This is a genomic window from Candidatus Baltobacteraceae bacterium, from assembly GCA_035502855.1.
Classification (GTDB): domain Bacteria; phylum Vulcanimicrobiota; class Vulcanimicrobiia; order Vulcanimicrobiales; family Vulcanimicrobiaceae; genus Aquilonibacter.
Genome location: DATJTX010000039.1, coordinates 63,108 through 87,742, shown reverse-complemented (window position 1 = coordinate 87,742; position 24,635 = coordinate 63,108). Strand labels below are relative to the sequence as shown.

Here is a 24,635-nt window from a genome sequence, read left to right as displayed (position 1 = left end):
TACCATATGGTTCAAGTGGCCCAGCGCAATTTTCCTAGAACGGTACGCCGTCGGCAGCCGGCGCGCGGACGCGCCCGGTGACGCCCGCAAGCGCGACCAGCGCCGCGATGTACGGAAGGGCCTGCATCGCGTTCGCGGGGAGCCACGCGATCTGCCCTTGCAACACGTATTGCAGCGCTTCGAAGAAACCGAAGACCACGCATGCGAGCGTCGCGCCGAGTGGATGCCAGCGGCCGAAGATCACCGCCGCCAGGGCGATGAAGCCGCGGCCGGCCGTCATGCCGTCGGAATAGAGATTCAGTTCACCGATGGAGAGAAACGCGCCGCCGAGGCCGGCCAGCGCGCCGCTGAGGACGACGGCGTAGACGCGCAGAGCGAGCGGATCGAGTCCGGCCGAGACGACCGCGCTGGGATTTTCGCCGGTCGCCCGGATGCGTAGTCCCCACGGCGTGCGGTAGAGCAGCAACTGCAGCAGCACCGCGAGCACGAATGCAAGCACGATCAATATCCAGAAGCGTTCGCCCAGGCTCGGTACCTGCACGCTGGCGCCGGGTTGATTGAAGAGCAGCACCAGACCGTAGGCCGCACCGCCCGCGCAGATCAGGTTGATGCCCATCCCCGCCACGATCTGATCGACCTTGAAGCGCGTCGCGGCGATGGCGAGCACGTATCCGAAGAACGCACCCGCGATGATGCCGGCCAGCAACCCGACGATCGGACTGCGCGTGGCGAACGAGATCGCGACCGCGACGAACGCACCGGCGGCCATCATGCCCTCGAGTCCGATATTGATCACGCCCGAGCGCTCGGAGATCACGCCGCCGAGCGCCGCGTAGATGATCGGCGTCGACTTGATCAGCGTCAGCACGATCAGCGTGACGATCAGGTCGTTCACTTCGAGCCTCCTTCGACGCGCGTGGCCACGTAGCGGCGCGCGGCCAAGACGAAGACGATCAAGCCTTCGATGACGTGGATCGCATCTTTGGGAACTTGTGCGCTCGCTTGCATGGCCAGACCGCCCGATTCCAAAATGCCGAAGCCGAACGCCGCGACGCAAATCCAAAGCGGCTGCAGATCGCCGACCAACGCGACCGCGATCGCGGTGAAGCCATAGCCGGGCGAGAGCTGGGTATTGAAGCGGTGGAGCTCGCCGGTGACGATGGTTGCGCCGCCCAGTCCGGCGACGGCGCCCGACAGCGTCAGCGCGACCCAGGTGATACGTGCGAGGTTGACGCCGTTGCGTCGCGCCGCCTCCGGCGCCTCACCGCTTGCGTCCAGGTCGTAACCGAAGACGGTCCGCGTGAAGACCCATTGCAAGAGTGCGGCGAGCGCGAGGGCGAGCAGCAGCGCGATCGAGAGGCGCGTCCCGGGCAGCAGCGTCGGCAGCCAGTATTTCGGATCGAGCCAGGCGGTCTCGGCGCCGGCCGCGAGCGGACCCTTGAGCGGACCGCTGACCAATTCGAGTGCGAAGGCGGCCGCGACGAAGTTGAGCATCAGCGTCGCGATGATTTCGTTGGCGCCGAAGCGCGCCTTCATCCAACCGGCGATCGCACCCCAAGCGCCGCCACCGATCGCGCCGGCGACGAGCAGCAGCACGATGCCGATTGGACCCGGCATCGAGAAGACCGCGCCGAGCGCTCCGGCGGCGAGCGCGCCGACGAGCAACTGGCCCTCGGCGCCGATGTTGAAGAGTCCGGCGCGAAACGCAAGGCAAATGCCGAGCGCGGGAAACAGCAGGGCGGTCGCCGCGACGAGCGTTTCGCCGATCTCGTTACGCCCGCCGAGCGCGCCGACGATCAGCGCCGAGAATCCCTCGATCGGGCTCGTACCCGCGACGATCATCGCGAGCGACATCAGCACGAGAATCAGAGCGATCGAGCCGAGCCCGCGTTTCATGACGATCCCGCCATCAGCCGCCCAATGGCGGCGCGGTCGAGATGCTCGTGGTCGAAACTGCCGACGATCGCGCCGCGGTACATCACCAGCACGCGGTCGGAAAGCGCGAGGATCTCGTCGAGTTCGAACGAGATCAGCAGCACCGCACTGCCGCGGTTGCGCGCTTCGATCAATCGCGATTGCACGAGCGCCGCGGCGCCGACGTCGACGCCGCGTGTTGGATTGTAAGCAAGCACGAAATCGGGCTCGTCGATCAACGCGCGGCCGACTACGACCTTTTGCTGGTTACCGCCGGAGAGCGTGCGCACTCGAACGTCGATGCTCGCCGTACGAATATCGAAGCGCTCGACGATCGTACGCGCATCGCTGCGCGCGCGCGCGCGATCGAGCGTGAGCCCGCGCCGGGCGGCCGGACGGTGCTGGCGCCCGAGCAAAACGTTCTCGACCAGCGGCCAGTTCATCACCAGCGCCTCGCGTTGGCGGTCCTGGGGAATCACGCCGATCGTTCCGCGCCGTTCGATCGTGCCGTCGTAGGCGATCATTCCGGTAAGGGCGTCGGCGAGCATCGTTTGGCCGTTGCCCTCGACGCCCGCGATGCCGACGATCTCACCGCCGTTTACGTCGAAGGCGAGCGGTCCGAGCCGCACCGCCAGGCACGGTGTGGTGATCGTGGGAACGCGCTGCGCGAGCGCCGGCAATTCGCCGCCGACCATTGCGCGCGCAATCGCGCCGACGTCGGTCTGCGCGGTGTCCATCCGTGCGACCACCCGGCCGTGGCGCATCACGGTGACGCGGGCCGCGTACGCCATCACTTCGGCCAGTTTGTGGGTGACGATCATGATCGCGGTGCCGCGTGCCGCGAGCTGCACGACGGTGGCGAAGAAATTCTCGATCTCGGTCGGTGCGAGCGCCGCGGTCGGCTCGTCGAGCAGAAGCACGGCCGGTTCGCGGTCGAGCTCGCGCAGTAATTCGACGCGCTGCTGCACGCCGACCGGAAGCGTCTCGACGAAGGCGTTCGGATCGATGTCGAGCCCGTTGTCCTGCGCGAGCGCGCGCACGCGCGCACGCGCCGCGGCTTCATCGATGCGCCAGCCGCGATGGGGTTCGCGGCCCAGCAAAACGTTTTGCCATACGCGCAGGCGTCCGATCAACTCGAAATGCTGATGAACGAGCCCAACGGTCCCATCGGCTTGGACGCTGCCTTCATCTGCCGCAAGCTCGCCGAATGCGATCGCGGCGAGCGTGGACTTCCCCGCGCCGTTCTCGCCGACGAGCGCGTGAATCTCACCGGGATAAAGATCGAGATCGACGCCGTCGACCGCGACCACCCCGGGAAAACTCTTGCGTATGCCGCGCAGGGAGAGCGCGGGCTCGCGATGATCCATTTAGAGCGGCACCGGCTTGAACGCAGCCAGCGCCTGGCGCGTATCGGGCGGATTGATTCTCCCGTCGACGATTGCGTCTTCGATCTTTTTCAGTCGTGCGAGATTCGCGGCGCCGATCGCGGCTCTAGTGTAGCGGAAATCGGTCAGCCCAATCGCGCCGTCCTTCAAACCGAAAACGACGTGTCCGGTCATCGGCTTACCGCGCTGGAGTGACCGCGCGACGTCGAACACGGCGACGTCGACGCGCTTGACCATCGAGGTCAGCACTTTACCGGGCACCAAGCCGTCTTGATCGGAATCGACGCCGATCATGTAGTCGCCGGTTCGCTCCTTGACGGCATCGGCCGTGCCGAGGCCTACTTTCCCGGCGGCAGCGTAGATGATGTCGGCTCCGCCGTCATAGAGTACGTCGGAGAGTTCTTGACCTGCGGCCACGTCATCGAAACTTCCGGCGTATTTGACGTCGACTCGAATCGTGGGGTCGACCTCGCGCGCGCCGGCGATGTAGCCGGCTTCGAATTTCCGAATCAACGGGATATCTTCACCACCCAGAAACGCGATGTGATGCGTCTTGCTCACCATCGCCGCGAGCGCGCCGGCCAAGAACGAACCATCTTGCTCGCGAAACGTGATCGAGACGACGTTGGGATCGTCGACGACCGCGTCCACGATGGCATAACGCTGTTTGGGATTCTGCTTGGCGACCTGATCGAGGTCGAGGCTCATCAAGAACCCGATGGCATAGATCATTCCGAAGTGCAGATTCGTGAGCGCGATCAGGTTGGGCTGGTAGTCGGCGGCCGAGCGCGATTGCAACACCTGCACGTAGGCGCCGAGCTTGGAGCGGGCACGCAGTAACCCGCGATACGCCGAATCGTTGAACGAACGGTCGCCAAGTCCGCCGACGTCGGTCACCATGCCGAGCATGAGCTGTCCGGGACGCGGCCCCTGATGCCGTTCGCATGCGGTGAGCGCGAGCGCGCATGCCGCTGCAAGGAGCGCGGCCACCGCTCTGTCCTTCATTATGACTGAACTACGACTCCGGGAGGCGCAAGCCTCCGTACCGAAGCGGCGCATCATGGCGACCGATATCCGCCCCAGCCGCACTGCCCGCGTCGACGTGATCGGCGTTCCGATGGATTTGGGTGCAAGCCGTCGCGGTGTCGATATGGGACCGTCCGCGATTCGCTATGCGAAGTTGAACGAGCGCTTGCGTGAACTGGGCATCGCCGAGGTGATCGATCGCGGCAACCTCACGGTCCCGATTCGCGAGGCTTTAGAGGCCACCGACTCCTCCGCTAAATACCTCGACGTCATTCAACGTGTGTGCGATGAGTTGGCGCAACTCGTCGAAGCGAGCGTCCGTTCCGGCGGCCTGCCGATCGTCCTCGGAGGCGATCATTCGATCGCAATGGGCACGCTCGCGGGCCTCACGCGTGCGCGCTCGGCGCCGCCCGGGTTGGTATGGATCGACGCGCACTCGGACATCAATAATCCGCAGAGCTCACCCAGCGGCAACGTGCACGGCATGCCGCTCTGGTTTGCGCTCGAGAATGGCTATGCATTGCCGGAAACGACGGTGCAGATCGGTTTGCGCGACGTCGATGAGATCGAGCGGCGGTTACTGCGCGAATCCGGCGTGCGCGCCTTTTCGATGACCGACGTCGATAAGTACGGCATGACTACGATCATGAGCCGGACGCTGGAGATCGCGGGCGCAGCCGGGCGCGCCATTCACGTCTCATACGACATGGATGCGATCGATCCAAGCGAGGCGCCTGGGACGGGCACGCCGGTGAAGGGTGGCCTGAGTTTCCGTGAGGCACACCTGGCGATGGAGATGCTGTACGAGTCGGGTCAATTGCGCTCGATCGAGATGGTGGAAATCAATCCGATACTCGATACGCGCAATCAGACCGCGTCGCTTGCGGTAGGCCTGATCTGCTCGGCGCTCGGCAAATCGATTCTGTAGCGGCATCCGCGCCGACGCTGCGCGTGCTCTCGTTCGCGGGTGAGCCGAGCCGTCCGGGCGGAATGCGGCTGGCAGCCGAGATCATCGTCGCGCGATCGCCGCACATCTTTTGCGCGCACGGCATCGATGAAGGCGATGCGCTGGTCCTGGCGACGCGATTCGACTGCGGCTACGCCTATCGCGCGCGCCAGGCGTTATTCTGGGATCGCGCCGTTTTCGGCGTGCGCAGCGTGTTCGACCGTCAGCGCGGACTGCTGCAAGTCTTCGGCGCGGTTTCCGGTACGGAGCTTGCGCTCGTTGCCGCACAATTCTCGTCCGAGCGCTTGGCGTACGTGCGAGAGCTGCGCGCGGCGCGCACCGCGTTGCGGAAAACCGAAGGCGCCGCGCTGCTCTTCGTGAATGGGTTGACGACGCGGCGGCGGATCGGCTTCGCGGACCTCGATTTTGCGAGCGTAGCGAACGAGAGTGGTGCGTCGATCGCCGCCCGCGGCGCGCGCGTGGAGGGCGCGATCGTTAAAGTTTGATCGTCGCTTGCCCGGGACAGGACAGGCCGCCGCCGCAAACCGCCGGGTCCCACGTGGCGGTTGCCAGCATCGAGCGAATTTGGCGCTCGACGTTCGGATCGAGAGGCGGCGCAAAGTCGACTTGCTGGGTGTGCCCGTTGCCGTCGACGGTGACGGTCAACGTCACGTGCACGCCGAGCGCGAGTAACGCCTTACGGACGACCGGATCGAGCACCGGCACCGGTTCCTCGGCGCCGAGCGGCATATACCCGCCGATCGACTGCCGGCTCGGCGCGGTCGTTTGTTCTTCGAGCGGAGTCGTGCTCGGTGCCGGGACGACGACGGTGCCTTGCGATGCAACCGAGCCCCCCGCGCGTGCCGCAGCCGCGATCACCGGCGCCTCCTGGTGGGGCGGCGCGGTGCTTTTGATCGTGTGCCGGCCGACCGTGTGCCGTGCGGTCGCCGGTTTGATCCGCGGTTTGAGCGGTTGCGGCTGAGCGGCGTGGACCGGGGCGGCGGCCGTGCGTACGAGCGCCGGGCGCGGCGTCTGTATGCGCACCGGCGCAATGTGCACGAAGGAAAGCAACTCGACGTTTTCCGTGCCGGCGACGTCGATAAAGCGCGGGAGGAAGGCGACGATGACGAGGTGGATCGCGAGCGATGCGAGCAGCGCCCGGTACAGCCAGCGGTTTCGAGAAAGGGTATGGCCCATGCGTACCTGCGAGGAGATCTCTTCGCTGGTCGAACGGCCCGCACCGCCCGCACGTGACAGGAGGGCGGCCCGGTTCCCTCGCGCAAGCTGGCCCGGATGATCGATACGAACATCGTGCTCTATCAAGCAGAATGGTGCCCCTACTGCGCGCGCGTGCGCGCCAAGATGACCGATCTGCTGCTCGATTACAAAATCGTGAACGTGCCGAGCGAACACGCCAAGCGCACGAACGTCAAAGAAATCTTCGGGGTGACCGGCATTCCTTCGATGGTTGCCGGCGAAGTAAAGATCGCGGACGACGACGACGCGATCATCGACTATCTCGAAAAGACGTATGGCTAGCGGTAACCCCGCGGCCGGACGTTATCCGATCGCAGCCGCCGCACTTGCATTACTGATAGCCGGCGTCTTCATGCCCTCGCCGCTCTACGAGTATTATCGTGCGCATTGGGGCTTGACGCCGGGCGAGATCAGCATCGTGTTCGCCATCTACGCAGGATCGTTGATCCCGACCTTACTGTTCTTCGGCGGCGTTTCGGACGAGCTCGGACGGCGCAAGACGTTGACGATTGCAATCGGCATCGCTGCGCTCGCGGCGCTCACGCTTGCATGTGCGTCAAATCTGTGGGCGCTGCTCGCCGGCCGCGTGTTGCAGGGCGTCGCAATAGGTATTGGGACTCCGACTGCGACGGCCGCGATCCGCGAATGGATCGCGCCGGGAATCGAAAATCGCGTTGGGATCGTCGCAATGGTAGCCATCGCGATCGGCTCCGCCTTTGGTGCGTTGCTCGCGGGGCTGTTGGCCGAGTATGCGCCTCTCCCGACCGTCTCGGCGTTCATCGTGTACATCGTACTTGCGGCGATCATGGTGCTTGTCGTACGGACCGTTCCCTCGTGCCCGCACTGTGTAAGTGCTTGGCACCGGGGTTTGCCGTCAATTCCACCTAGGATACGCCGGCCGTTTTTCGTAGCAGCGGCACAGTCGTTTGTTGGGTGGTCCGTGATTGCGATCTTCGCATCGCTCGTGCCGTCGTTCTTGGAAGCTGCCCTTGGCGTGCACAATCTCATCGTCGGGTCGTTCGTTATCTGCTTCATCCAAGTCGGGGCGCTGCTTGCCGCCTACGTGAGCGGGCACCTGAATAATCGTACTGCAATACTCGCAGCGCTGCTCACGCTTGGTGTTGGGCTATGGACGTTGTTGCTTGCGGTTCCGCACAACGCTCTCGTCTTGCTCGCACTCGGTGTCGCGATCGCCGGATTCGGCAACGGGCTCGGCTACGTCGCCGGACTGAACATCGTCACCGCCATTGCGCCGCCCGAACATCGTGCCGAGACGCTCTCGGCGCTGTTCGTCGCCAGCTATCTTGGTTTCAGCATCCCGGCGCTCGCCGTCGGGCTTGCCGCCAACCACGTCGGGCTCTACGTGGCGATTATCGGTGCCGCGGTCGCGCTCGGCGTCGCTGCCGTGGTGATTATGCTTGCAACGACGCAGCACAATCTCGAAGCTTCCCTCTAGGGAATCAGATACATCGGGTTCGGAAGCTTGTACAGATGCTCAGCGTGGCCGCCGCGAAGGTCGCTCCACTGATCGCCGATACTCGCAAGAATATCGAAGCCGCGTGCGGCGATCGCAGCCCGCGCCGCCGACTTGAACGGAATGACCGAGTCTGCGTGATCGCGCGCAGGGCGGAAAGAGTATCCGGCCGGCTTCGGATACCCGGCTAGCGCAAGTTCACGTATCGTCACTTCTCGCTGGGACTGTCGCCGCCCGGTGACGTAGAAGATCGCGACGTGCTCCCGCACGAGTTCTCGCGCGAGTCGTCGCGTCGGCAGGATCGGCGGGAAACGGTCCTCGTGTTCCCAGCGCGACCATGACCGAGCGTCATACCCGAAATCATGCGCCTGCTCGTAAGCGAACGTCGAGAGCATGGTGTCGTCGATGTCGAAAACGACGGCCGGCTCGCGCACGTGCTGCTTGAGGCGCCTATCGACATACGACTGAAGGTGCGCGTCGACCCTCGCGACGTCCGCGTCGTGCCGCCCCGAATCGTAATAGGTGATGATTTCTTGTTTGACGGTTTGAACGTTCGGCACGCCGCCGTTGAGCGAGTACACCGCGGCCAGTACCGTTGCCGCCAGGAGACGCATCATGCGATGGAACCGCGTCGCGGACGCACGCCTGGTTCTTGCGACGGCATGCTCTGACGTAAGGGGACCTCGGGGCGTGGGAGACGCTCGACGAGCTCTTCGGCTCGGGCGAGCGCTTGAACCGTCTCGGGCAGCACGGGCGTATCAAGACGGGCGGGCTCATCAAAGCCGAAGGCTGCGGTGAGATCTCCGGTCGTCGCTCGGCGCCAAGCTGATAGGTTCGGCACCTCGACCCCGAAACGGGTTTCGAGCAAGCGTAGCGTCGAGGTGTGGTCGAACGTATCGCTGCACACGTAACCGCCGCGCGAGAACGGTGAGGCGACGATACACGGAACGCGAAAACCGAGGCCGATCGCGCGTCCGTCGACGAACTCCTCGGCAGTGCCGGGCGCAGGCGAGGGCGGCACGACATGATCGAATTGCCCGTCGTTTTCGTCGTAGTTCAAAATGAACGCGGTGCGAGCCCAGACGCTGGGATTCGACCACAGCGCCTGCAAGATCGAATGGATGAAATCGGCGCCCGCCGCCGGCAGATAGGCCGGATGTTCGCACAGCTTCGCGTGCCCGAGCACCCACGTCACCTGAGGCAGATTCCCGGTGCGCACGTTGTCGAGAAACTTCGCGAACGGGCGCCCGACCAGAGCCTGCTGATGGAGCGGCGACGAGATCGGTGCGTCGCGGTAGGCTTTGAAATACCGCAGGATGTTCAGAGCGTAGTCGTCGACCATGTCGAAATAGACTTGCCACGAGATGCCCGCCCGCTCGAGCCGCTCGGGATACGTCTCCCACGTATAGGCGATCTTCCCGTCGACCGCGTCGTTGTTGAGCACCGGGCCGCCGTGTCTTGCGGCAGCATCGATCGACGCGGTCATGTAGTAGAGACGATTGGGGTAGGTTGGCCCGAGAACGGAGCAATAATATCCGTCGCAAATGGTGAACGCATCCGCCAACGCGTAGTGAAACGGCAGGTCCTCACGCGTGTAATAGCCCATCGTCAGCGGGCCGGCGGCGCCGTTCTTTTCACGGTGCGTCTTGACCCAGCCGTCCATTGCGCCGCCCGCGAGAGAGTCGTGCTGCGCGTCCCAGGCGTGGCTGAGATCGTGCAGGCGCTGTGCGCTCGTCGCCGTCGTGTCGAGACGAAACGGAAGCACGTAGCCGTCGGGATTTACGGTGTCCGGTTGAAAAAATACGGTGCGACCGCTCGGGAGCAGCAACGGGCGCGGGTCACCGTATCCGCGAACACCGGAAAGCGTTCCAAAGTAGTGGTCGAACGAGCGGTTCTCTTGCATCAAGATGATGAAGTGATCGATATCGTTTAAGCGGGAGACGCCACTTTCGGCGCGCGCGGCTGCGGGGCAGGCGAGCGCAGCCACGGCTGCTGACGCGCCGGCCGCCTGGATGAATTGACGGCGCGAGACTTTATGCATTTACGGATAATACGGCCGAACCGTGCGTTCAGCCTTGTGTTCGCGCGTGGGGAAAACCGTCAAATGCCGCAAAAAGCAAGAATAGCACCGCACAGCGTCGCTGCAAAGTTGACCGTGTCGTTGCTCATCCAACGCAACCCGCGACGAACGACGGTGGGCGTTCCGCAGACGTGTGGGTCGGTTTCGCACTCGCGCGCACATTGGGGGCAGTAACGCAACGTCTGCAACGTCGCACCGAGCACGGAATCGACGAGCGATCCGGCAACGCCCGCAACGAGCACCGGGAGCAACGCCGCCACGTGCAGCAACGCTGCGGTGATCGCGACCACGAGAGCACCACCGACTTGCGCTAGCGATCCTTGAGCGGTAATGCCGCCGGAGAGGCCGGATGCGAGCGGTCGCAGCGTGAGGATCGACCGCGGGGCGCCGCGCGCAAGGGTGCCGATCTCGGTCGCCCACGTGTCGGCCGACGCGGCGGCAAAGGCGCCCGCGAATGCGGCGAAAGCCGGCGCGCCGAAGTGCCGCGCGAAGAGCACCGCGAGCGTCGCAACGCCGCCGTTGGCGAGTACCTGCATCGCGTCGCGCGGTCCGTGCTTGCCGATATCGACCAGCTTTCGTTTACGCGCGCGTCCGACGCGCGAAATCAGAGTCGACGGAATAAAGAAGGCCAGCAGCACGACCATGCATTGCCAGCCTCCGAAAATCCAAACCAGCGTGCCGACGATCGCGGCGGCGACGGACCCGCCCGGCGAGAGGCCGATACGCGTCACGCGTACAGCGAAAGGTGCGCTTCGAGCGCGTCCAGCAAGCCGCCGGTCGTGTAAACGTCGGCGACGACGTCGACGTGCAAGCCGAGTTCATCGGCGGCCTGCGCCGTAACGGGACCGATGCACGCGACGAGCTTGTGACGCGCTGCCTCGACCGCGGCCGCAGCGCCGTCGAGCAGTTCGGCAAAGCCGCGGACCGTGCTCGCGCTCGTGAATGCGAGCACGTCGGCCCGCGCGACTTTTTGCGCGAACTCCGGATCGACGTCGAAGATGGTCTTGTACGCGGCGACGACGTGCGGCTCGCGGCCGGCGTCTTCGAGCATTTGCGGCAGAACGTCGCGCGCTTCTTGGGCGCGATAGATCAGGATGCGCTCGCCCCGGTGCGTCGCCTCGATCAGCGCGCGCGCGATTTCCTCACTGATGAAAGCCGCCGGCACGAGATCCGGCCGCACGCCGTACGCTTTCAGCCGCTCCGCGGTCTTCGCGCCGATCGCCGCGACCCGCGTGGCGCCGATGTAGCGCGCGTCGGCGTCGAGCGCGGCCAGGCGCTCGAAGAACGCGTCGACGCCGTTCTGCGAGGTGAAAACGACCCACCGATAGCCGGCGAGTTCGTCGATGGCGCGATGCGCGGGCGCGGCGTCGTCGGGCCGCACGATGGCGATGGTCGAAGCGAGGATCGGCTCCACGCCGCGCGCGTACAGCGCGCGCGCGAAGATGTGCGCTTGATGTGCGGGACGCGTGATTAGTACGCGCTTGCCGAAAAGCGGACCGCGATCGAACCAGCGCAGCGTGTTGCGCAGTTCAACGGCGCGGCCGACGACCACGACGGCGGGGGCGCCCAGCCCGCTGCGCGCGACGTCGTCGGCCACGCTCGCAAGCGTTCCGACGAGCGTCCGCTGGGTGGGACGGGTGCCGTCGGCAATGATCGCCACCGGTGTCTCGCGGGCGAGCCCGTTTTCCATCAAACGCGTGCAGATGCCGCCCAGGTTGCTCATCGCCATCAAGAACACGAGCGTGCGGTGCGGATCGGCGAGCTTGGTCCAGTCGAGCGTCGATTCCGATTTATCGGCATCCTCGTGCCCGGTCACGACGGTGAATCCCGGATTGAGGTCGCGGTGCGTGATCGGGATGCCCGCGTAGGCCGGCACACCGATCGCCGAACTGATTCCCGGCACGATCTCGAACCGGATGCCGGCGCGAGCCAGCGCCTGCGCTTCTTCGCCGCCGCGGCCGAAGACGAACGGATCGCCGCCTTTGAGACGCACGACCGACTTACCATCGCGCGCCTGTGCGATCATGAGCGCTTCGATCTGCTCTTGTTCCATCGCGTGATGGCTGCCGCGCTTGCCGACGAAGATGCGTTCGCACGACGGCCGCACGAGCGCGACGACCGCGTCGCCGGCGAGCGCGTCGTAGAGCAGCACGTCGGCGCGAGCCAGCGCCTCCGCCGCGCGAAGTGTGAGCAGCCCTGGATCGCCCGGTCCCGCGCCGACCAGAACGACCCTGCCGCTACTCATCGATGTTGGATACGATCGCCGCAGGAAGGAGCTCGGCCATGCGGCCGGCGAGATCGAGTTCGAAAAGTTCGTCCAGCAAGCGCGCCTGCGCGATCGCTTCGGCACGATTGCTCGTGGCCTTTTCGCGAATCTTCACCACGACCGAGTGCAAGAATTTCGAAACGATCGTCATCGACATGCCGGTGATCAGCATCTTCTCGCGCTCGGTCAGATCGCCCGCGCGCGCGAAAAGCCGCGCGAGTTCGGCCATTCGAATCGCTTCCGCCTTTTGCGTGAGCGAGGCAATCACCGGTACCGCCAGCCGAGATTGATACCACGCGCCGAAGCGCGCGATGAATTCGTCGATGATTTCTTCGACTTGCGGAATCGCTTCCCGGCGCACCTCGAGCTTCTCTTCGACGACGCTTTTCAAGCCGTCGATGTCGATCAGGGCCACGTTCTCCACCGCGCGCACTTCCGGATCGACGTCGCGCGGAACGGCGATGTCGATGATGAAGAGCGGCCGTGAGGGACGCCTGGCCATGGACCGGCGCACGTGTTCGTGGGTGACGACGAAGTGCGATGCCCCGGTCGACGTGACGACGACGTCGGCCGCCGCGAGGGCGTCGAGCAATCCCGGCATTTCGACCGCTTCGCCGAAGCCGACCTCGGCGATCAATTCCTGCGCGCGCGAAATCGTGCGGTTGGTGACGATCAAGTGCTCGGCGCCTTCTTGGCGGAGCCGGCGGACCGCGGTGCGGCCCATTTTCCCGGCACCGATCACGACCACCGATTTCCCGTCGAGCGCGCCGATGCGAACCTTGGCGGCTTCGACCGCGGCGGTCGCAATCGAGGCGGATTCATCGCCGATGCGCGTTTGCGAGCGGGCGTGTTTGCCGGCGTTGAGCGCCTCGCGGAAAAGGCGGTGCAGTGTCTTGCCCGACGATTTCGCATGCTGGGCTTGAATGTACGCGTCCTTGACCTGGCCGAGGATCTCGGCTTCGCCGATCAGCATCGAATCGAGGCCCGTCGCGACGCGGAAAAGATGCTCGATCGCCTGACGCCCGAGCAGCGTGTAGAGATACGAATCGAGATCGTAGCGTTCGCGCGCGAGCCCGTGACCGAAGTTGGAGAGGAAGGCGCGCAATTGGGCAACGCCGATTTCATAGTCGTCGAGCTCGGCGTAGATCTCGAGCCGGCCGCAGGTTTGCAGCATCACCGCTTCTTTGACCGAGGGATAATCACGCAGCGCGACCAGCGCTTCGACCATCCGCGAGGCGGGAAATGCGTGGCGCTCGCGCACTTCGACCGGCGCGGTATGATGCGAGAGGCCCAGGCACACGAGAGGCATCAGGCTTGCGCCTCCGCCTGCGCTGAATCCGCGCTCGTGAGCCAATGCGTGAGCATCGAGAGTTCGCCCGCCAGATCGACGTTGCGTACCAGCACCGGCGCGCGCAAGTGCAGCGCGGTCGGCGCGAAGTTCAGGATCGCGCGAATGCCGCAAGCCGCCATCCGCTGCGCAATCGGCGCGGCGGAGGGCGCCGGGACCGCGATGACGCCGATGTTGCAATCGGCGCGTGCAATGTCTGCTTCCATGGTGGCGACGTTGGTGACCGTGATTCCCTGCCAGTTCTGACCGATCAGCGTCGGCGAGTTATCGAAGATCGCGGCGATACGAAAGCGCGCCTCACGGGCGGTGATGAAACGCGCGAGAGCATGACCCAGGTAGCCGAATCCGACGATCGCGATGCGCCACTCATGCTCCAATCCTAAGACCCAAGCGAGCTGTTCGGCTAGCGGTTCAATCGCATAGCCGTGGCCTCGGCGTCCGAGCGGCCCGAGGGAGGAGAGGTCCTTGCGAATCTGCGTGCTGGAAACCGTGTGGCCGAGCATCACGGCCAGGCCCTGTGAGGTGATCGTCGTCTTCCCGGCCTGCGCTGCTTCGCGCAGGGCCCGGTGATAGGCGTAAAGCCGCGGGGTGCCCGGATCGATCATCAGACGGCGGCGCGCACCTCCGCCAGGCTCGCGTCGGCGGCAGCCAGCGTGCGCTCGATGTCCCGCGTGGTATGGGCGCTCGAGACGAATCCAGCCTCGAATTGTGAAGGAGCGAGGTAGATCCCGCGATCGAGCATGGCGTGAAAATACCTTGCATAGAGCGCCGTATCCGACTTCATTGCGCTCATTAAATCAGTCACGTGTTCATTTGTGAAGAAGAACCCGAATACGCTTCCCGCGTAGGCCGTCTGGTGCGGTACGTCGTGCTTGCTGCAGATTTCGCGCAATCCGTCGGTGAGGAGTTTGGTGAGGACTTCGAGCCGCTCGAACAGCGTGGCGTCGTCGCGTACGAGCTTCAGCGTGGCAATGCCGGCGGCCATCGCCAGCGGGTTTCCCGAGAGCGTGCCTGCGTGAAAAACCGGGCCCTCGGGTGTGAGATAGGCCATGATCTCGGCGCGACCCCCGAACGCACCGACCGGCAGCCCGCCTCCGATCACCTTACCGAGCGTCGTAAGATCGGGCAGGACGCCGGTGCGCTCTTGCACGCCGCCGCGCGCGACCCGAAAGCCGGTCAGCACCTCGTCGAAAATCAGCAGCGCTTTGTGGCGCGTGCACACCTCGCGTACGTGCTGCAGATAGCCCTCCTGCGGCAGCACGAGTCCCATGTTGCCGACGCAAGGTTCGACGATGACGCATGCGATCTGCGGCCCGTCTTCGGCAAAAACGCGTTCGAGCGCGGGCGCATCGTTGTAAGGTACGACGAGCGTATCGGCGGCGACGTTCTTCGGAACTCCCGGCGAACTGGGGACGCCGAGCGTGAGCGCGCTCGAACCCGCGGAGATGAGAAATGCGTCGGCGGCGCCGTGATAGCAACCCGCGAACTTGACGATCTTATCGCGCCGCGTGTATCCGCGCGCGAGACGCACGGCGCTCATCGTAGCTTCGGTGCCGCTCGAGGTGAAGCGCACGCGCTCGATGCTCGGTACCATCGCACAGATCAATTCGGCCAGTTCGCTCTCGGCTTCCGTCGGCGTCCCGAACGAACTGCCGCGCGCCGCAGCGGCTTGTATGGCTTTTACCACGGCGGGATGAGCATGGCCGAGAATCAGCGGACCCCACGAAAGCACGTAGTCGATGAATTCGTGGCCGTCGATGTCGCAGATCATCGCACCGGAGCCGCTCTTCATGAAAACCGGTGTGCCGCCGACGGCTTTGAACGCGCGAACCGACGAATTGACGCCGCCGGCGATGACATTCTTCGCGCGTGCAAATGCCGAAATCGAACGCTCGAAGTTCACACGGTCTCCGGCAAGCGCGAGAGATCGGCTGCGGTGTTGACGTTGACGAAGAACGCCGCGGGCAGCGCAACGCGGCGTACGCGCATGCGCGCGAGCACCGCGTGCATCGAGGCATCCCCGCTTTGCAGACATTCCCATCCTTCACGCACGAGCGCGGCGCGATCGTAGAGCGCCGCGAGCGGCTCGAGCGCGCCCTCGTGCTCGGGCACGGCGGCTTCGTCGCCCTCTACCCAGGCGGCGAGCAGATGCCGGGCGACGTCGGCCGTGACCAGCGGCGTGTCGCCGGCGACGGCGAAGATGCGGCGAGCATCCACCGCGTACGCGGCCGAGAGCAATCCGCCGAGCGGGCCGCGGCCCGGCCAGCGATCGACGACGATCGGACATTCGAGCGCCGCGTCGAGCGCGCCCGAGAACGTGCCCGCTCCGGCGATCACCACCGGCGCGATCTCGCGTAAATGATGATAGACGCGAGCCAGCAGCGGCTCACCGTCGAGTACCGCTTCCAGTTTACCCGGAAAGCGCGTGGCGCGTCCGCCCGCCAGGATCACGATCGCCAGATCGGGTTCACGGGATTCGTGTGGCTGCACGGTGCGCGTACTCCTTTGCAAAGTAGGTGATGATGATGTCCGCACCCGCGCGAACAAAGGAGACCAAGAGTTCGTCGATCGTTCGATCGTGCTCGAGCCACCCGCGTTCGATCGCCGCCTGCACCATCGAATATTCGCCGCTCACGTTGTACACGGCGATCGGTACGTCGAATGCGTCTCGCGCCATGCGCACGATATCGAGATAGGGAAGCGCGGGCTTGACCATCACGACGTCGGCGCCTTCTTCGATATCGAGCGCGATCTCGCGCATCGCCTCGCGGGCGTTGGGCGGATCCATCTGATACGTGCGGCGGTCGCCGGATTGCGGCGCCGAGTCCGCGGCTTCCCGAAACGGCCCGTAGAACGCCGACGCGTACTTTGCGCTATACGCCATGATCGAGACACCGCTGTAGCCATGAGCGTCGAGCGCGCTGCGCAGCGCTTCGACCCGTCCGTCCATCATGTCGGAAGGAGCGACGACGTCGATGCCGGCCTGGGCATAGGTCAGGGCGGTACGCACGAGCAGCTCCACCGTTTTGTCGTTGTCCACGTCGCCGCGGGCATCGAGGATGCCGCAGTGTCCGTGGTCGGTATATTCACAGTTACACAGATCGGCAATCACGTACATCTCGGGAACGGCGCCCTTGATCGCGGCTATCGCGCGCTGGACCACGCCGTCGGGATCGTAGTTGCTCGACGCAACCGCGTCCTTACGATCGGGTATGCCGAAAAGCAGCGTGCTGCGAATGCCGAGCGCATAGAGTTCGCGCGCCTCGGCAACCGCGCTTCGCACGGTCAGGCGCGCGATGCCGGGCATCGAGGAGATCGGGCCGGCGTCGCTCTCGCGCGCAACGACGAACATCGGCATCACCAGTGAATCGACGCGGACCGCGTGCTCGCGCACCATCGAACGCACGACCGGCGTGCGGCGCAAGCGCCGCGGCCGCACGTTCATGCACGTTCCAATCGCGCCGCGACGGCGGTGACGAACGCGTCGATCGAGGCTTCCGGTGAAACGATGTCGGGGGCGAAGCCCGCCTCGCGCGCGGCGGCGTCGGATTGCGGCCCCATCGCCGCGACGAGCGGTCGCGCCGCTTGAGCACGGAGCCAAGCGAGATACGACGCCGCCGCGGCGACCGAACCGCTGGACGGAAAGAGCAGCATGGATGGAACGATCTTCATTGCGTCCGCCTCGGATTCGCTACTGCGCAGTTCGACCACTTCGAGCCCGCGCCCGCGCAGCTCGGCGGCGATCCGACTTGGCCGGTCCTGCGTGCGCGCAAGCACCACGCGCGGACGCGAACGGGGTTCATGCGCCGCGGTCAAGGCCGCGGCGAGGCGCTCGCCCAGCGCCCGGGCATCCTCGAGCGAGCCGACCGGAGCGGTCAGACGCTCGCGAAGCACGCTTCCGTCGGCGTTCGCGAACGAGGCGAGAATCGTCATGACGGAATCCCGCAGACGTGCGTACACCCCGAGCGGCGCGCTACAGCCCGCGCGCAATGCGCGCAGTACCGCGCGTTCGGCTTCGATGCACCACTGCGTCGGCTCGTGGTTGACGGCGGCATGAAGTTGCGCCGCGAGCGTGTCGTTCGTGCTCAGCGTTTCCACGGCGAGTGCGCCTTGCGCAACCGCCGGTACGACGACGTACGGTGCGAACGGAACCGTGTAGGTCGCACGCGCGCCGAGCCGGCGCAGCCCGGCCATCGCAAGCACGATCGCGTCGAACTCGCCGCTGCGCAGTTTGCGCAACCGTGTGTCGACGTTGCCGCGGATCGCTTCGTATTGCAAGTCCGAGCGAAGGGTTTGCAGCTGCGCGCGGCGGCGCGCGCTCGAGGTGCCGACGCGCGCGCCCGGCGGAAGCGCGTCGAAGCTCGCGTAGCGCTCGCTGCAGAAAGCATCGCGCGGATCTTCGCGTTCGGAGATCGCGGCCAGGCGCATATCGGGCTCGAGCATGCCGGGAAGATCCTTGCACGAGTGGACCGCATAGTCGGCGCGGCCGTCGCGCAGTGCGACCTCGAGTTCCTTGACCCATACGTTCACGCTGCCCAGTTCGTCGACCGGACGATCCTGCTCGCGATCGCCGGTCGTCGTGACGTTGAGGATCGTCGTCGCAATACCTCGCGCCGCGAGTTTGGCCGCAACCAGGCGGGTTTGCGTCATCGCGAGCGTGCTCGCGCGCGAGGCGCACACGACGCTCTCGGTGCTTGCGGCGTTGCCGCCCAAGAGGCGCTGTATCGTTTCCTCCACCTCGTGCTCGGCTTCGACCGGATTCATGCGGGCCAACTCTGCAACCGTGCGTTCGGCGAGATCGCGCAGCACGGGCGCGCGCGCAGCCTCGTCGAGTACCGTCCGCAGGTACGTGCGCATCCGGGCGAGCGTGCGCGCGGCCGCGTCGTACTCCGGACCGAACCGTTCGCGGAGTTCGCGCGCGACGCGCGCGGCAAAGGCCGGGGTACTTCGACCGGAGTCGACGGTGAAGGTTAGGTCACCGACCCGAACGGTTGCCTGCATCGTGAAATCGCCGTTCTCGGGATCGGCGGCGTCGCATGCGAGGATCCTTGCCGCGCGCGCGTCGGCAATCACTTGCGCGTTGACCTCGGGCCGATCGGTCGCAGCGATGACGAGGTCGATCCCATCGAGGTCGGCCCGGGTATAGGTGCGTTCCCGCGCGTCGTCGCGATCGAGCATCGCGCGTAATTGCGCGTCGATCGACGGTGCGACCACGGTGAGTGCGACGCCGGCCTCGAGCAGCGCTTGCGCCTTACGCAGGGCGACGTGCCCACCGCCGACGATCAGCGCGCGACGGCCGTCGGCGCGCAGGGCAATCGGGAGCATGGAGGCGGATGACTTCCGCGCCGATGCGCCAAACACCGTCCGTCGATATGGAGAGACCGGCGCGTGCGGCTTTTGTCGGCGCACTTATCGCGGCGCTGATCACACTGCCGGGCCTCGGCGTGGGCACCTTATGGGACAATAGCGAGACGGCTTACGGCGAGGTGGCGCGTGAGATCTTGATGACCCACGACTGGATCGTCATGCACGCGAACGGGGACCCGTGGTTCGTCCAGCCGCCGCTTTACTTCTGGATCGGGGCGCTCTTCGTCAAGCTCCTCGGTCTCTCGTCGTTTGCTTTGCGGCTGCCCTCGGCGCTGGCGACGATCGCGATGGGAGCGATGACCGGGTACGCGGTCGCGCGCCAGGCCGGCACGCGCATCGGGATCTATGCCAGTGCGATTCTTTCGAGCTGCTTGATGCAGGCGATCATCGGGCGGCTGGCGATCATGGACGCCCTGCTCGACATGGCGGTTGCGCTCAGCGTGTTCTGGTGGTTTCGCGCCCTGGAATCCGGGCGGGACCGCTACTTCGTCTACGGCGCGCTCGCCGCCGGATTCGGCTTCTTGGCCAAGGGACTCGTGGCGCCGGTGATGGCCGTGCTCGTCATCGTCCCGTACGCGCTTTGGAACGCGCGCCACGAGGAGATCCGGCTGCCCTCGTGGCGGGGATGGATCATCGGTGCGGTGGTGTTCCTCGCAATCGTCGCCCCGTGGCTCATTGCGATCGCGGTGCTCGCCGGTCCGCAGGCGCTCGGGGAACTGGTCGGTTATTACACGATCGGCCGCTATACCAGCGTCATCGAAAATCAAAGCGGGCCGCTCTGGTATTATCTGCCCGTCCTGATTCTGGGCTTCTTTCCGTGGATCGCGTTTCTTCCGGTCGGCATCGCGTACGGTGTGCGCGCCCTGCGCGCAGGCGCGAGGACGCCGAACCTGACGCGCTTGTGGCGGCTGGCATTCGTGTGGATCGTCATCCCGCTGCTCTTCTTCAGCTTCGCGCGAACGAAGCTGCCGAATTATATCGCGCTCGAGTTTCCGGCGCTGGCGCTCGTTGTCGCGCTCTATTTCGATGCCGCGGTCAAGAAAGGGTCGAGCCGTTCGATCGTCATCTCCGCCGCCAGCGTTCCGGTTTTCATCGGGCTCTGCGCGATTGCGATCGTGCTCTTCGTGCGCGACAACAAGTTGAGCACGTCGGCGCTGGCGGTCGCACCGTATCTGGTGCAGATGGGTGCTTCGATCGGCATCGGCTCGATCGTCACCGCCGTGTTGCTTGCGCGTCGGGCGACGATGGAGGTGGCGCCGTACGTGCTTGGCGCGGCGATGCTGATCGCGGTCGACATTCTCGCGGTCGAGGCGCTTCCGCACGCCGAGCCGTTCAAGCCGGTTCCGCAGCTTGCCGCGATCATCGATGCGCGGCGGCGGCCCGGTGACGCGGTCGCGATTCAGAGTTTTCGCGGTGCAAACGCGCTGATGTTCTACACCCGTCCCCATGTCTATGCGCTCGCACCGCCGGGCGCACGCAAAAGCGACGAAGGCGTTCCGGCAGCCAGCGTGATCTGTGCGCACAAACGCGTTTGGCTCGTCGCGCCGCTCAAACGGCCCGCGTTCGATCCGACCTATGGGCGCCGTCGCGCGCTCATCACTTCACGCGGAACCGGCGCGCTCTATCTCATCGACGGCCCGCCGTGCAATCACTACTGATTTGTCATCCTCCAGTGTAGCGAACGCAGTGAGCGTAGTCGGACGAACGTTGCGTCGATGGTTCGACTACGGCGCGGCGCTTACGCTCACGATGACAAAACTATAGCTGCGACTCGGTAACGGGCGTGGCTTTGTTGGTGCCGAGCGAGGTACGAATGTAAGTGATCACGGCCGCGATGTCCGATTTCGACAGCGTCCCCTTCCAGGTCGGCATCTGCGCGGCGTAGGTTTGCCCCATGATCGTCTTGCCGTGCAATCCGTTCTCGACGACGTCGATCACGGCTTTGGGATCGCCGGTTACGAACGGGTTCCCTGCCAGCGGCGGCGCCACGCCCGGCTGACCCTGGCCGTTCGTGCCGTGACACGACGTGCAGTTCTGCGAGAAGACTTGTGCGCCGTTTCCGGCCGCAGTTGCCGGCGGCGCGGCTTGCGCCTCGGACGGCGCGGCGGCGAGGATCTGCGCTTCGCTGAGCGAGGGCGGTCCCGCGGCTTGTTTTGCCTGGATTCCGATCTGCGCATAGATCGAGAGTCCGACGATGATGAGGACGATGATCGTCGTCGGCCAGAGGATCGACCCGCGCGATCCGAACGAGCGCGTCGTGCTTCGGTCGAGCCATGGCAGAAGAAAGATCACGATCAAGGCGATCGTCGGTACGATGATTGCGGCGAGCAGTTCGGGGAACGGTCCGTTGCCGAGCAATTTCGGGACGAGGTTGAGCAATCCGAAAAGGAACAGGAAATACCATGCCGGATACGGCGTGAACGCCGCGTTGGTCGGATCGGCTTTTTGATCGAGGAACGGCGGCGCGACGAACGCCAGAAAGACGATGATCAAAAAGACGAAGAACGAAACGATCCCGTCCATGAACATCTGATCCGGCCAAAAACGTCCGGGACGCAGCTTGCGCGGATCGTCGACGACCGGTCCGGCAGGTCCGTTGTGACGGAAGATCGTCAGGTGAGCGCCGACGAGGAGCACCAGCGCCGCGGGCAAGAGCCACACGTGCAGCCCGAAGAAGCGATTGATCGTGTTGGTGCCCATCACCGGGCCGCCTTGCGCAATCCCCTGCAATATCGCGCCGCCCGGCGGCAAGCCGGCGATGTTCAGCGAGACCTGTGAGGCGAAGTACGCGTCCATGTCCCATGGTAAGAGGTAGCCGGTCAGGCCGAGGGCGAGCGTAACGAGCAGCAGCAGCACGCCGACGATCCACTGCAGCTCGCGCGGCGATTTGTACGCCCCGAAGATCAGCACTTGCAAGAGATGCAGGAAGACCAGCGCGATCATCGCGGAGGCGCCCCAGTAGTGCAGCGAGAGCAAAAAGTGCGTGTACGGATTCAAGTAGATCGCACGGGTCGATTCCCACGCGGTTGCGGCCGACGGTGCATAGAAAAACGTGAGGAAGATTCCGGTCGTGATCTGCAAGATCATCGCGAAGAGCGTCGCGCTGCCGAAGACGTACCAGTAAGCGGCACCGCCCGGAACGTCTTCGGTCAAAAATTCCTTCGCCATCGAGACAAAGCCCGTACGCGACTCGATCCAGTTGAGCATCGCTGTGCGAATCCTTTCTTACGACGCGTACGAGATGATCACGCGGTCCGGTACGCCGGATTCGTATCGGATCCACATGATATCGGCGATGCCGCTCTGCTCGCGCAGCGGCAGCGGATCCATGCCGCGCGGCGCCGGGCCCGCGAGGTGTTCGCCGTCGAGGCTGAACTGGGAGCCGTGGCACGGACACTGAAAGCGGTTCACGTCGGTGTGCCATTCGGGCCGGCAGCCCAAGTGCGGACAGATCGGACTGAAGATCACGAAGTCCATGTTGACGACGTCGTAGCTGCCGTCGAAGTACGGCAGCGTTCCGCTCTTCGGCAGATCGGGGCGCACCGAGAGGAACTTGGCGGGGCTGGGGACTTTGATGCCCCACACGTACTCGCCCGAGGCTTGCTCGGGCAGATACGAGTCCTTCGATTTGAGCGTGAACTCGAGCTTGACCGGCGCGTCGGTCGCGCTTTGCAGCGATTTCAACTCGTCCGCGGTGAGCGGATCCCACGTGCCCTTGCTGCTTGCGCCCTGCGGGATCAACGACCCCACGATCGGGATCACCAGACCCAGGCCGATGACGCCGCCGACGACGAGCGAGGCGTTCGCCATGAAAGACCGCCGGCTGATTTCCTCGGGTGTACCGGGATCATCGTAGGCGCTGTAAACCTTGCGCGGAGCACCCCCTGGTGCGCTCGCGGCCGCATTCTTCGACACGTACACTCTCCGGGAAAGCGGATGGACGGGCTAGCCCGTAGCCCAATTCCCATGGATTGTACGGCCGCCCTCTTCACTCGTGCTACCGAGAAAGTCAACTGATCCGCAGGCCGGCGGCCGCCGCAAGGGCGGCCAACTTGTCCGGATTGCGCAAAACGTAGACCGTGGCGATCTTTTCGCCGCGCGACTCGACGGCCCACGCGCTGTCGAGGCCTGCGTTTCCGGCCTCATCCTTTCCGATGGCGAGGAACCCGGAGAGTCCGTTGATCGCGGCTGGACGTACTTCCGTGACCAACGCTCCGCCTTTGCGCGCGACCCCGACCAGGAAGCGTCCGACGTGGTCCGGTCCCTCGAGCGGATTGATCGCCGCAGCCTTCTTGCCGCCGCCGTCGCTGAGCAGTTTGACGTCGTCAGCGAGCATTGCGGTCACCTCGGTGATGTCGCCCGCGAGCACGGCTTGCGTGAAGCGCGCGCAGAGCGCTTCGGCGTCGACCGCTTCGGGGATGCGCCGCGGCGCGTTCTCGCGAATTGCGCGTCGCGCGCGCGAGGCCAGCCGGCGCACGCTCTCCTCGCTGCGCTCCAGCGTCTGTGCGATCTCCGCGAACGGCACGTCGAGCGCGTCATGTAACAAAAACGCGGCCCGTTCGAGCGGAGAGAGCCGTTCGAGCGCGAGCAAGAACGCGAACGAAACGTCCTCCGCCACCGTCACCACGTGCTCGGGCGCGACGCTTTCGTCGACGAGAATCGGCTCGGGCAGCCACGGGCCGATGTAGGTCTCGCGCGAGCGCTTGCGCGCGCGAAGCCGATCGAGCGCGAGATGCGTAACGGTCGCACGCAGGAAAGCGTGCGGATCGCGCACGCCGGAGGTGTCGGCGCGATGCCACCTCACGAAGGCGTCTTGCACGACGTCTTCCGCGTCGGTCATCGTGCCGAGCATATGATACGCGTGGCGTACGAGCCGCGCGCGTTCGCGCTCGACGAGCGTTTGCACGTCGGTCATACGGCCGCGGGCACCACGTCGCGCGTGCCGACGCGTATCCGCTGGCACGCGTGCGCGGCTCCGAGCGCGTATTTGAACGCCGGGTAGAATCCGGCAACGGCGATAGCGTAGCTCATCGCGATCATCGCGCGCTTGCCGAAACGCTCGACGGCTGCTTCGCGAGCCGGCTTGTCCCAGCCGTCACGGGCGATGGCCGCGTTTGCGAAATCGTACGCGATCCGAACGTCGTCGGTCATCGCCTCGCGATCGTGCGTGAGCACGGCGGCGATCTGCTCCGCGCGCATTCCGCCGCGCTCGGCCATGGTCACGCCAAGCTGTAAACAGGGCCCGCAGTCGCCTGCGCGCGCCGCGACCAGGCCCGCCGTGAAGAGGGCGTCCGGCGGAGCGCCGCCGCGATACGCCGAGACTTTTTGCAGCGCGATCATCGGCTTGAGCGCCTCGTATCCGCCCGCGTCGAGCACGTCATGCATGTAGGAAACGTCGTAGCCCCATTCGCGACCGAACTTGTCGAGCCAGCGTTTGGCAAACCAGCTAAGCATTTTGAAATCCTCCACCGTCTGGACGCCACGCCGTTACGAAACGTGACGCCGGCGGCCTGCGCCGCTGCTGCCCGCGAAACCACTCCTCGCGCCACCTCGTGTGGCGCTCCTGCTACCG

At 65.2% G+C, this 24,635-nt stretch carries 24 protein-coding genes; 5 read left to right on the top strand and 19 right to left on the bottom strand.

What is annotated here, in order from left to right; genetic code table 11:
* Window positions 1-34: 34 nt before the first annotated feature.
* Genes VMF11_15570 through VMF11_15555 form a run of 4 tightly spaced genes read right to left on the bottom strand, consistent with a single transcriptional unit; the run spans window position 35 to window position 4,289 of the window.
* Window positions 35-895, bottom strand: a complete 861-nt coding sequence (locus VMF11_15570) for an ABC transporter permease (protein ID HTU71721.1) — start codon at window positions 893-895, stop codon at window positions 35-37.
* The gene (locus VMF11_15565; protein HTU71720.1) at window positions 892-1,896 is read right to left on the bottom strand and encodes an ABC transporter permease; all 1,005 of its coding nucleotides are present in this window, start codon (window positions 1,894-1,896) and stop codon (window positions 892-894) included. Before VMF11_15565 ends, VMF11_15570 begins: the two co-directional genes overlap by 4 nt.
* Window positions 1,893-3,281, bottom strand: a complete 1,389-nt coding sequence (locus VMF11_15560) for an ATP-binding cassette domain-containing protein (protein ID HTU71719.1) — start codon at window positions 3,279-3,281, stop codon at window positions 1,893-1,895. The genes VMF11_15565 and VMF11_15560 overlap by 4 nt, the downstream gene beginning before the upstream one ends.
* On the bottom strand, window positions 3,282-4,289 hold the full coding sequence (locus VMF11_15555) for a BMP family ABC transporter substrate-binding protein (GenBank protein ID HTU71718.1): 1,008 nt from the start codon (window positions 4,287-4,289) through the stop codon (window positions 3,282-3,284).
* Window positions 4,290-4,359: 70 nt separating this feature from the next.
* Between VMF11_15555 and rocF the strand changes: the two genes are divergently transcribed.
* Both rocF and VMF11_15545 read left to right on the top strand, forming a co-directional pair.
* A complete protein-coding gene (rocF, locus tag VMF11_15550) occupies window positions 4,360-5,253 on the top strand; it encodes an arginase (protein ID HTU71717.1) in 894 nt (297 codons plus the stop codon).
* Window positions 5,254-5,276: 23 nt separating this feature from the next.
* Window positions 5,277-5,777, top strand: a complete 501-nt coding sequence (locus VMF11_15545) for a hypothetical protein (GenBank protein ID HTU71716.1) — start codon at window positions 5,277-5,279, stop codon at window positions 5,775-5,777.
* Here VMF11_15545 and VMF11_15540 read toward each other — a convergent pair.
* Window positions 5,767-6,594 (bottom strand): hypothetical protein, encoded by an 828-nt coding sequence (locus VMF11_15540; protein ID HTU71715.1) that lies wholly within the window; start codon window positions 6,592-6,594, stop codon window positions 5,767-5,769. The genes VMF11_15545 and VMF11_15540 overlap by 11 nt on opposite strands.
* Between VMF11_15540 and VMF11_15535 the strand changes: the two genes are divergently transcribed.
* Together VMF11_15535 and VMF11_15530 are read left to right on the top strand one after the other, a co-directional pair.
* Window positions 6,565-6,810 carry a glutaredoxin domain-containing protein gene (locus VMF11_15535; GenBank protein HTU71714.1) on the top strand — a complete coding sequence of 82 codons (246 nt, stop codon included), beginning with the start codon at window positions 6,565-6,567 and terminating at the stop codon, window positions 6,808-6,810. The genes VMF11_15540 and VMF11_15535 overlap by 30 nt on opposite strands.
* Window positions 6,803-7,984, top strand: a complete 1,182-nt coding sequence (locus VMF11_15530) for an MFS transporter (protein HTU71713.1) — start codon at window positions 6,803-6,805, stop codon at window positions 7,982-7,984. The genes VMF11_15535 and VMF11_15530 overlap by 8 nt, the downstream gene beginning before the upstream one ends.
* Here the strand turns inward: VMF11_15530 and VMF11_15525 are convergent.
* The 10 genes from VMF11_15525 to hemC are packed head-to-tail and all read right to left on the bottom strand — an operon-like array spanning window position 7,981 to window position 19,021.
* Complete coding sequence (locus VMF11_15525) at window positions 7,981-8,619, bottom strand: HAD family acid phosphatase (protein HTU71712.1); 639 nt, start codon at window positions 8,617-8,619, stop codon at window positions 7,981-7,983. The two genes, VMF11_15530 and VMF11_15525, sit on opposite strands and share 4 nt — an antisense overlap.
* On the bottom strand, window positions 8,616-10,043 hold the full coding sequence (locus tag VMF11_15520) for an alkaline phosphatase family protein (GenBank protein ID HTU71711.1): 1,428 nt from the start codon (window positions 10,041-10,043) through the stop codon (window positions 8,616-8,618). The genes VMF11_15525 and VMF11_15520 overlap by 4 nt, the downstream gene beginning before the upstream one ends.
* A 59-nt stretch (window positions 10,044-10,102) precedes the next feature.
* Complete coding sequence (locus VMF11_15515) at window positions 10,103-10,813, bottom strand: DUF92 domain-containing protein (protein ID HTU71710.1); 711 nt, start codon at window positions 10,811-10,813, stop codon at window positions 10,103-10,105.
* Entirely contained in the window at window positions 10,810-12,327 is a 1,518-nt protein-coding gene (gene cobA, locus VMF11_15510) for a uroporphyrinogen-III C-methyltransferase (GenBank protein ID HTU71709.1), read from the bottom strand. Before cobA ends, VMF11_15515 begins: the two co-directional genes overlap by 4 nt.
* Window positions 12,320-13,657: a glutamyl-tRNA reductase gene (gene hemA, locus VMF11_15505; protein ID HTU71708.1), complete on the bottom strand. Its 1,338-nt coding sequence runs from the start codon at window positions 13,655-13,657 to the stop codon at window positions 12,320-12,322. The genes cobA and hemA overlap by 8 nt, the downstream gene beginning before the upstream one ends.
* Window positions 13,657-14,301, bottom strand: coding sequence for a redox-sensing transcriptional repressor Rex (locus VMF11_15500; protein ID HTU71707.1), 645 nt, complete (start codon window positions 14,299-14,301; stop codon window positions 13,657-13,659). Before VMF11_15500 ends, hemA begins: the two co-directional genes overlap by 1 nt.
* Window positions 14,301-15,599, bottom strand: coding sequence for a glutamate-1-semialdehyde 2,1-aminomutase (hemL, locus tag VMF11_15495; protein ID HTU71706.1), 1,299 nt, complete (start codon window positions 15,597-15,599; stop codon window positions 14,301-14,303). Before hemL ends, VMF11_15500 begins: the two co-directional genes overlap by 1 nt.
* Window positions 15,596-16,186 (bottom strand): molybdenum cofactor guanylyltransferase, encoded by a 591-nt coding sequence (locus VMF11_15490; GenBank protein HTU71705.1) that lies wholly within the window; start codon window positions 16,184-16,186, stop codon window positions 15,596-15,598. The genes hemL and VMF11_15490 overlap by 4 nt, the downstream gene beginning before the upstream one ends.
* Window positions 16,164-17,141 carry a porphobilinogen synthase gene (gene hemB / locus VMF11_15485; GenBank protein HTU71704.1) on the bottom strand — a complete coding sequence of 326 codons (978 nt, stop codon included), beginning with the start codon at window positions 17,139-17,141 and terminating at the stop codon, window positions 16,164-16,166. The genes VMF11_15490 and hemB overlap by 23 nt, the downstream gene beginning before the upstream one ends.
* Window positions 17,138-19,021: a hydroxymethylbilane synthase gene (gene hemC, locus VMF11_15480; protein ID HTU71703.1), complete on the bottom strand. Its 1,884-nt coding sequence runs from the start codon at window positions 19,019-19,021 to the stop codon at window positions 17,138-17,140. Before hemC ends, hemB begins: the two co-directional genes overlap by 4 nt.
* A 23-nt stretch (window positions 19,022-19,044) precedes the next feature.
* Between hemC and VMF11_15475 the strand changes: the two genes are divergently transcribed.
* Window positions 19,045-20,721: a glycosyltransferase family 39 protein gene (locus VMF11_15475; GenBank protein ID HTU71702.1), complete on the top strand. Its 1,677-nt coding sequence runs from the start codon at window positions 19,045-19,047 to the stop codon at window positions 20,719-20,721.
* A gap of 100 nt (window positions 20,722-20,821) precedes the next feature.
* Here VMF11_15475 and VMF11_15470 read toward each other — a convergent pair whose 3' ends face one another.
* The 4 genes from VMF11_15470 to VMF11_15455 all read right to left on the bottom strand — a co-directional run bounded on the left by VMF11_15470 (window position 20,822) and on the right by VMF11_15455 (window position 24,517).
* Window positions 20,822-22,270, bottom strand: coding sequence for a cytochrome b N-terminal domain-containing protein (locus VMF11_15470; GenBank protein HTU71701.1), 1,449 nt, complete (start codon window positions 22,268-22,270; stop codon window positions 20,822-20,824).
* 18 nt (window positions 22,271-22,288) lie between these two features.
* Window positions 22,289-22,978: a ubiquinol-cytochrome c reductase iron-sulfur subunit gene (locus VMF11_15465; protein HTU71700.1), complete on the bottom strand. Its 690-nt coding sequence runs from the start codon at window positions 22,976-22,978 to the stop codon at window positions 22,289-22,291.
* A gap of 94 nt (window positions 22,979-23,072) precedes the next feature.
* Window positions 23,073-23,978 (bottom strand): RNA polymerase sigma factor SigJ, encoded by a 906-nt coding sequence (sigJ, locus tag VMF11_15460; protein ID HTU71699.1) that lies wholly within the window; start codon window positions 23,976-23,978, stop codon window positions 23,073-23,075.
* Window positions 23,975-24,517, bottom strand: coding sequence for a hypothetical protein (locus VMF11_15455; GenBank protein HTU71698.1), 543 nt, complete (start codon window positions 24,515-24,517; stop codon window positions 23,975-23,977). Before VMF11_15455 ends, sigJ begins: the two co-directional genes overlap by 4 nt.
* Window positions 24,518-24,635: the final 118 nt, after the last annotated feature.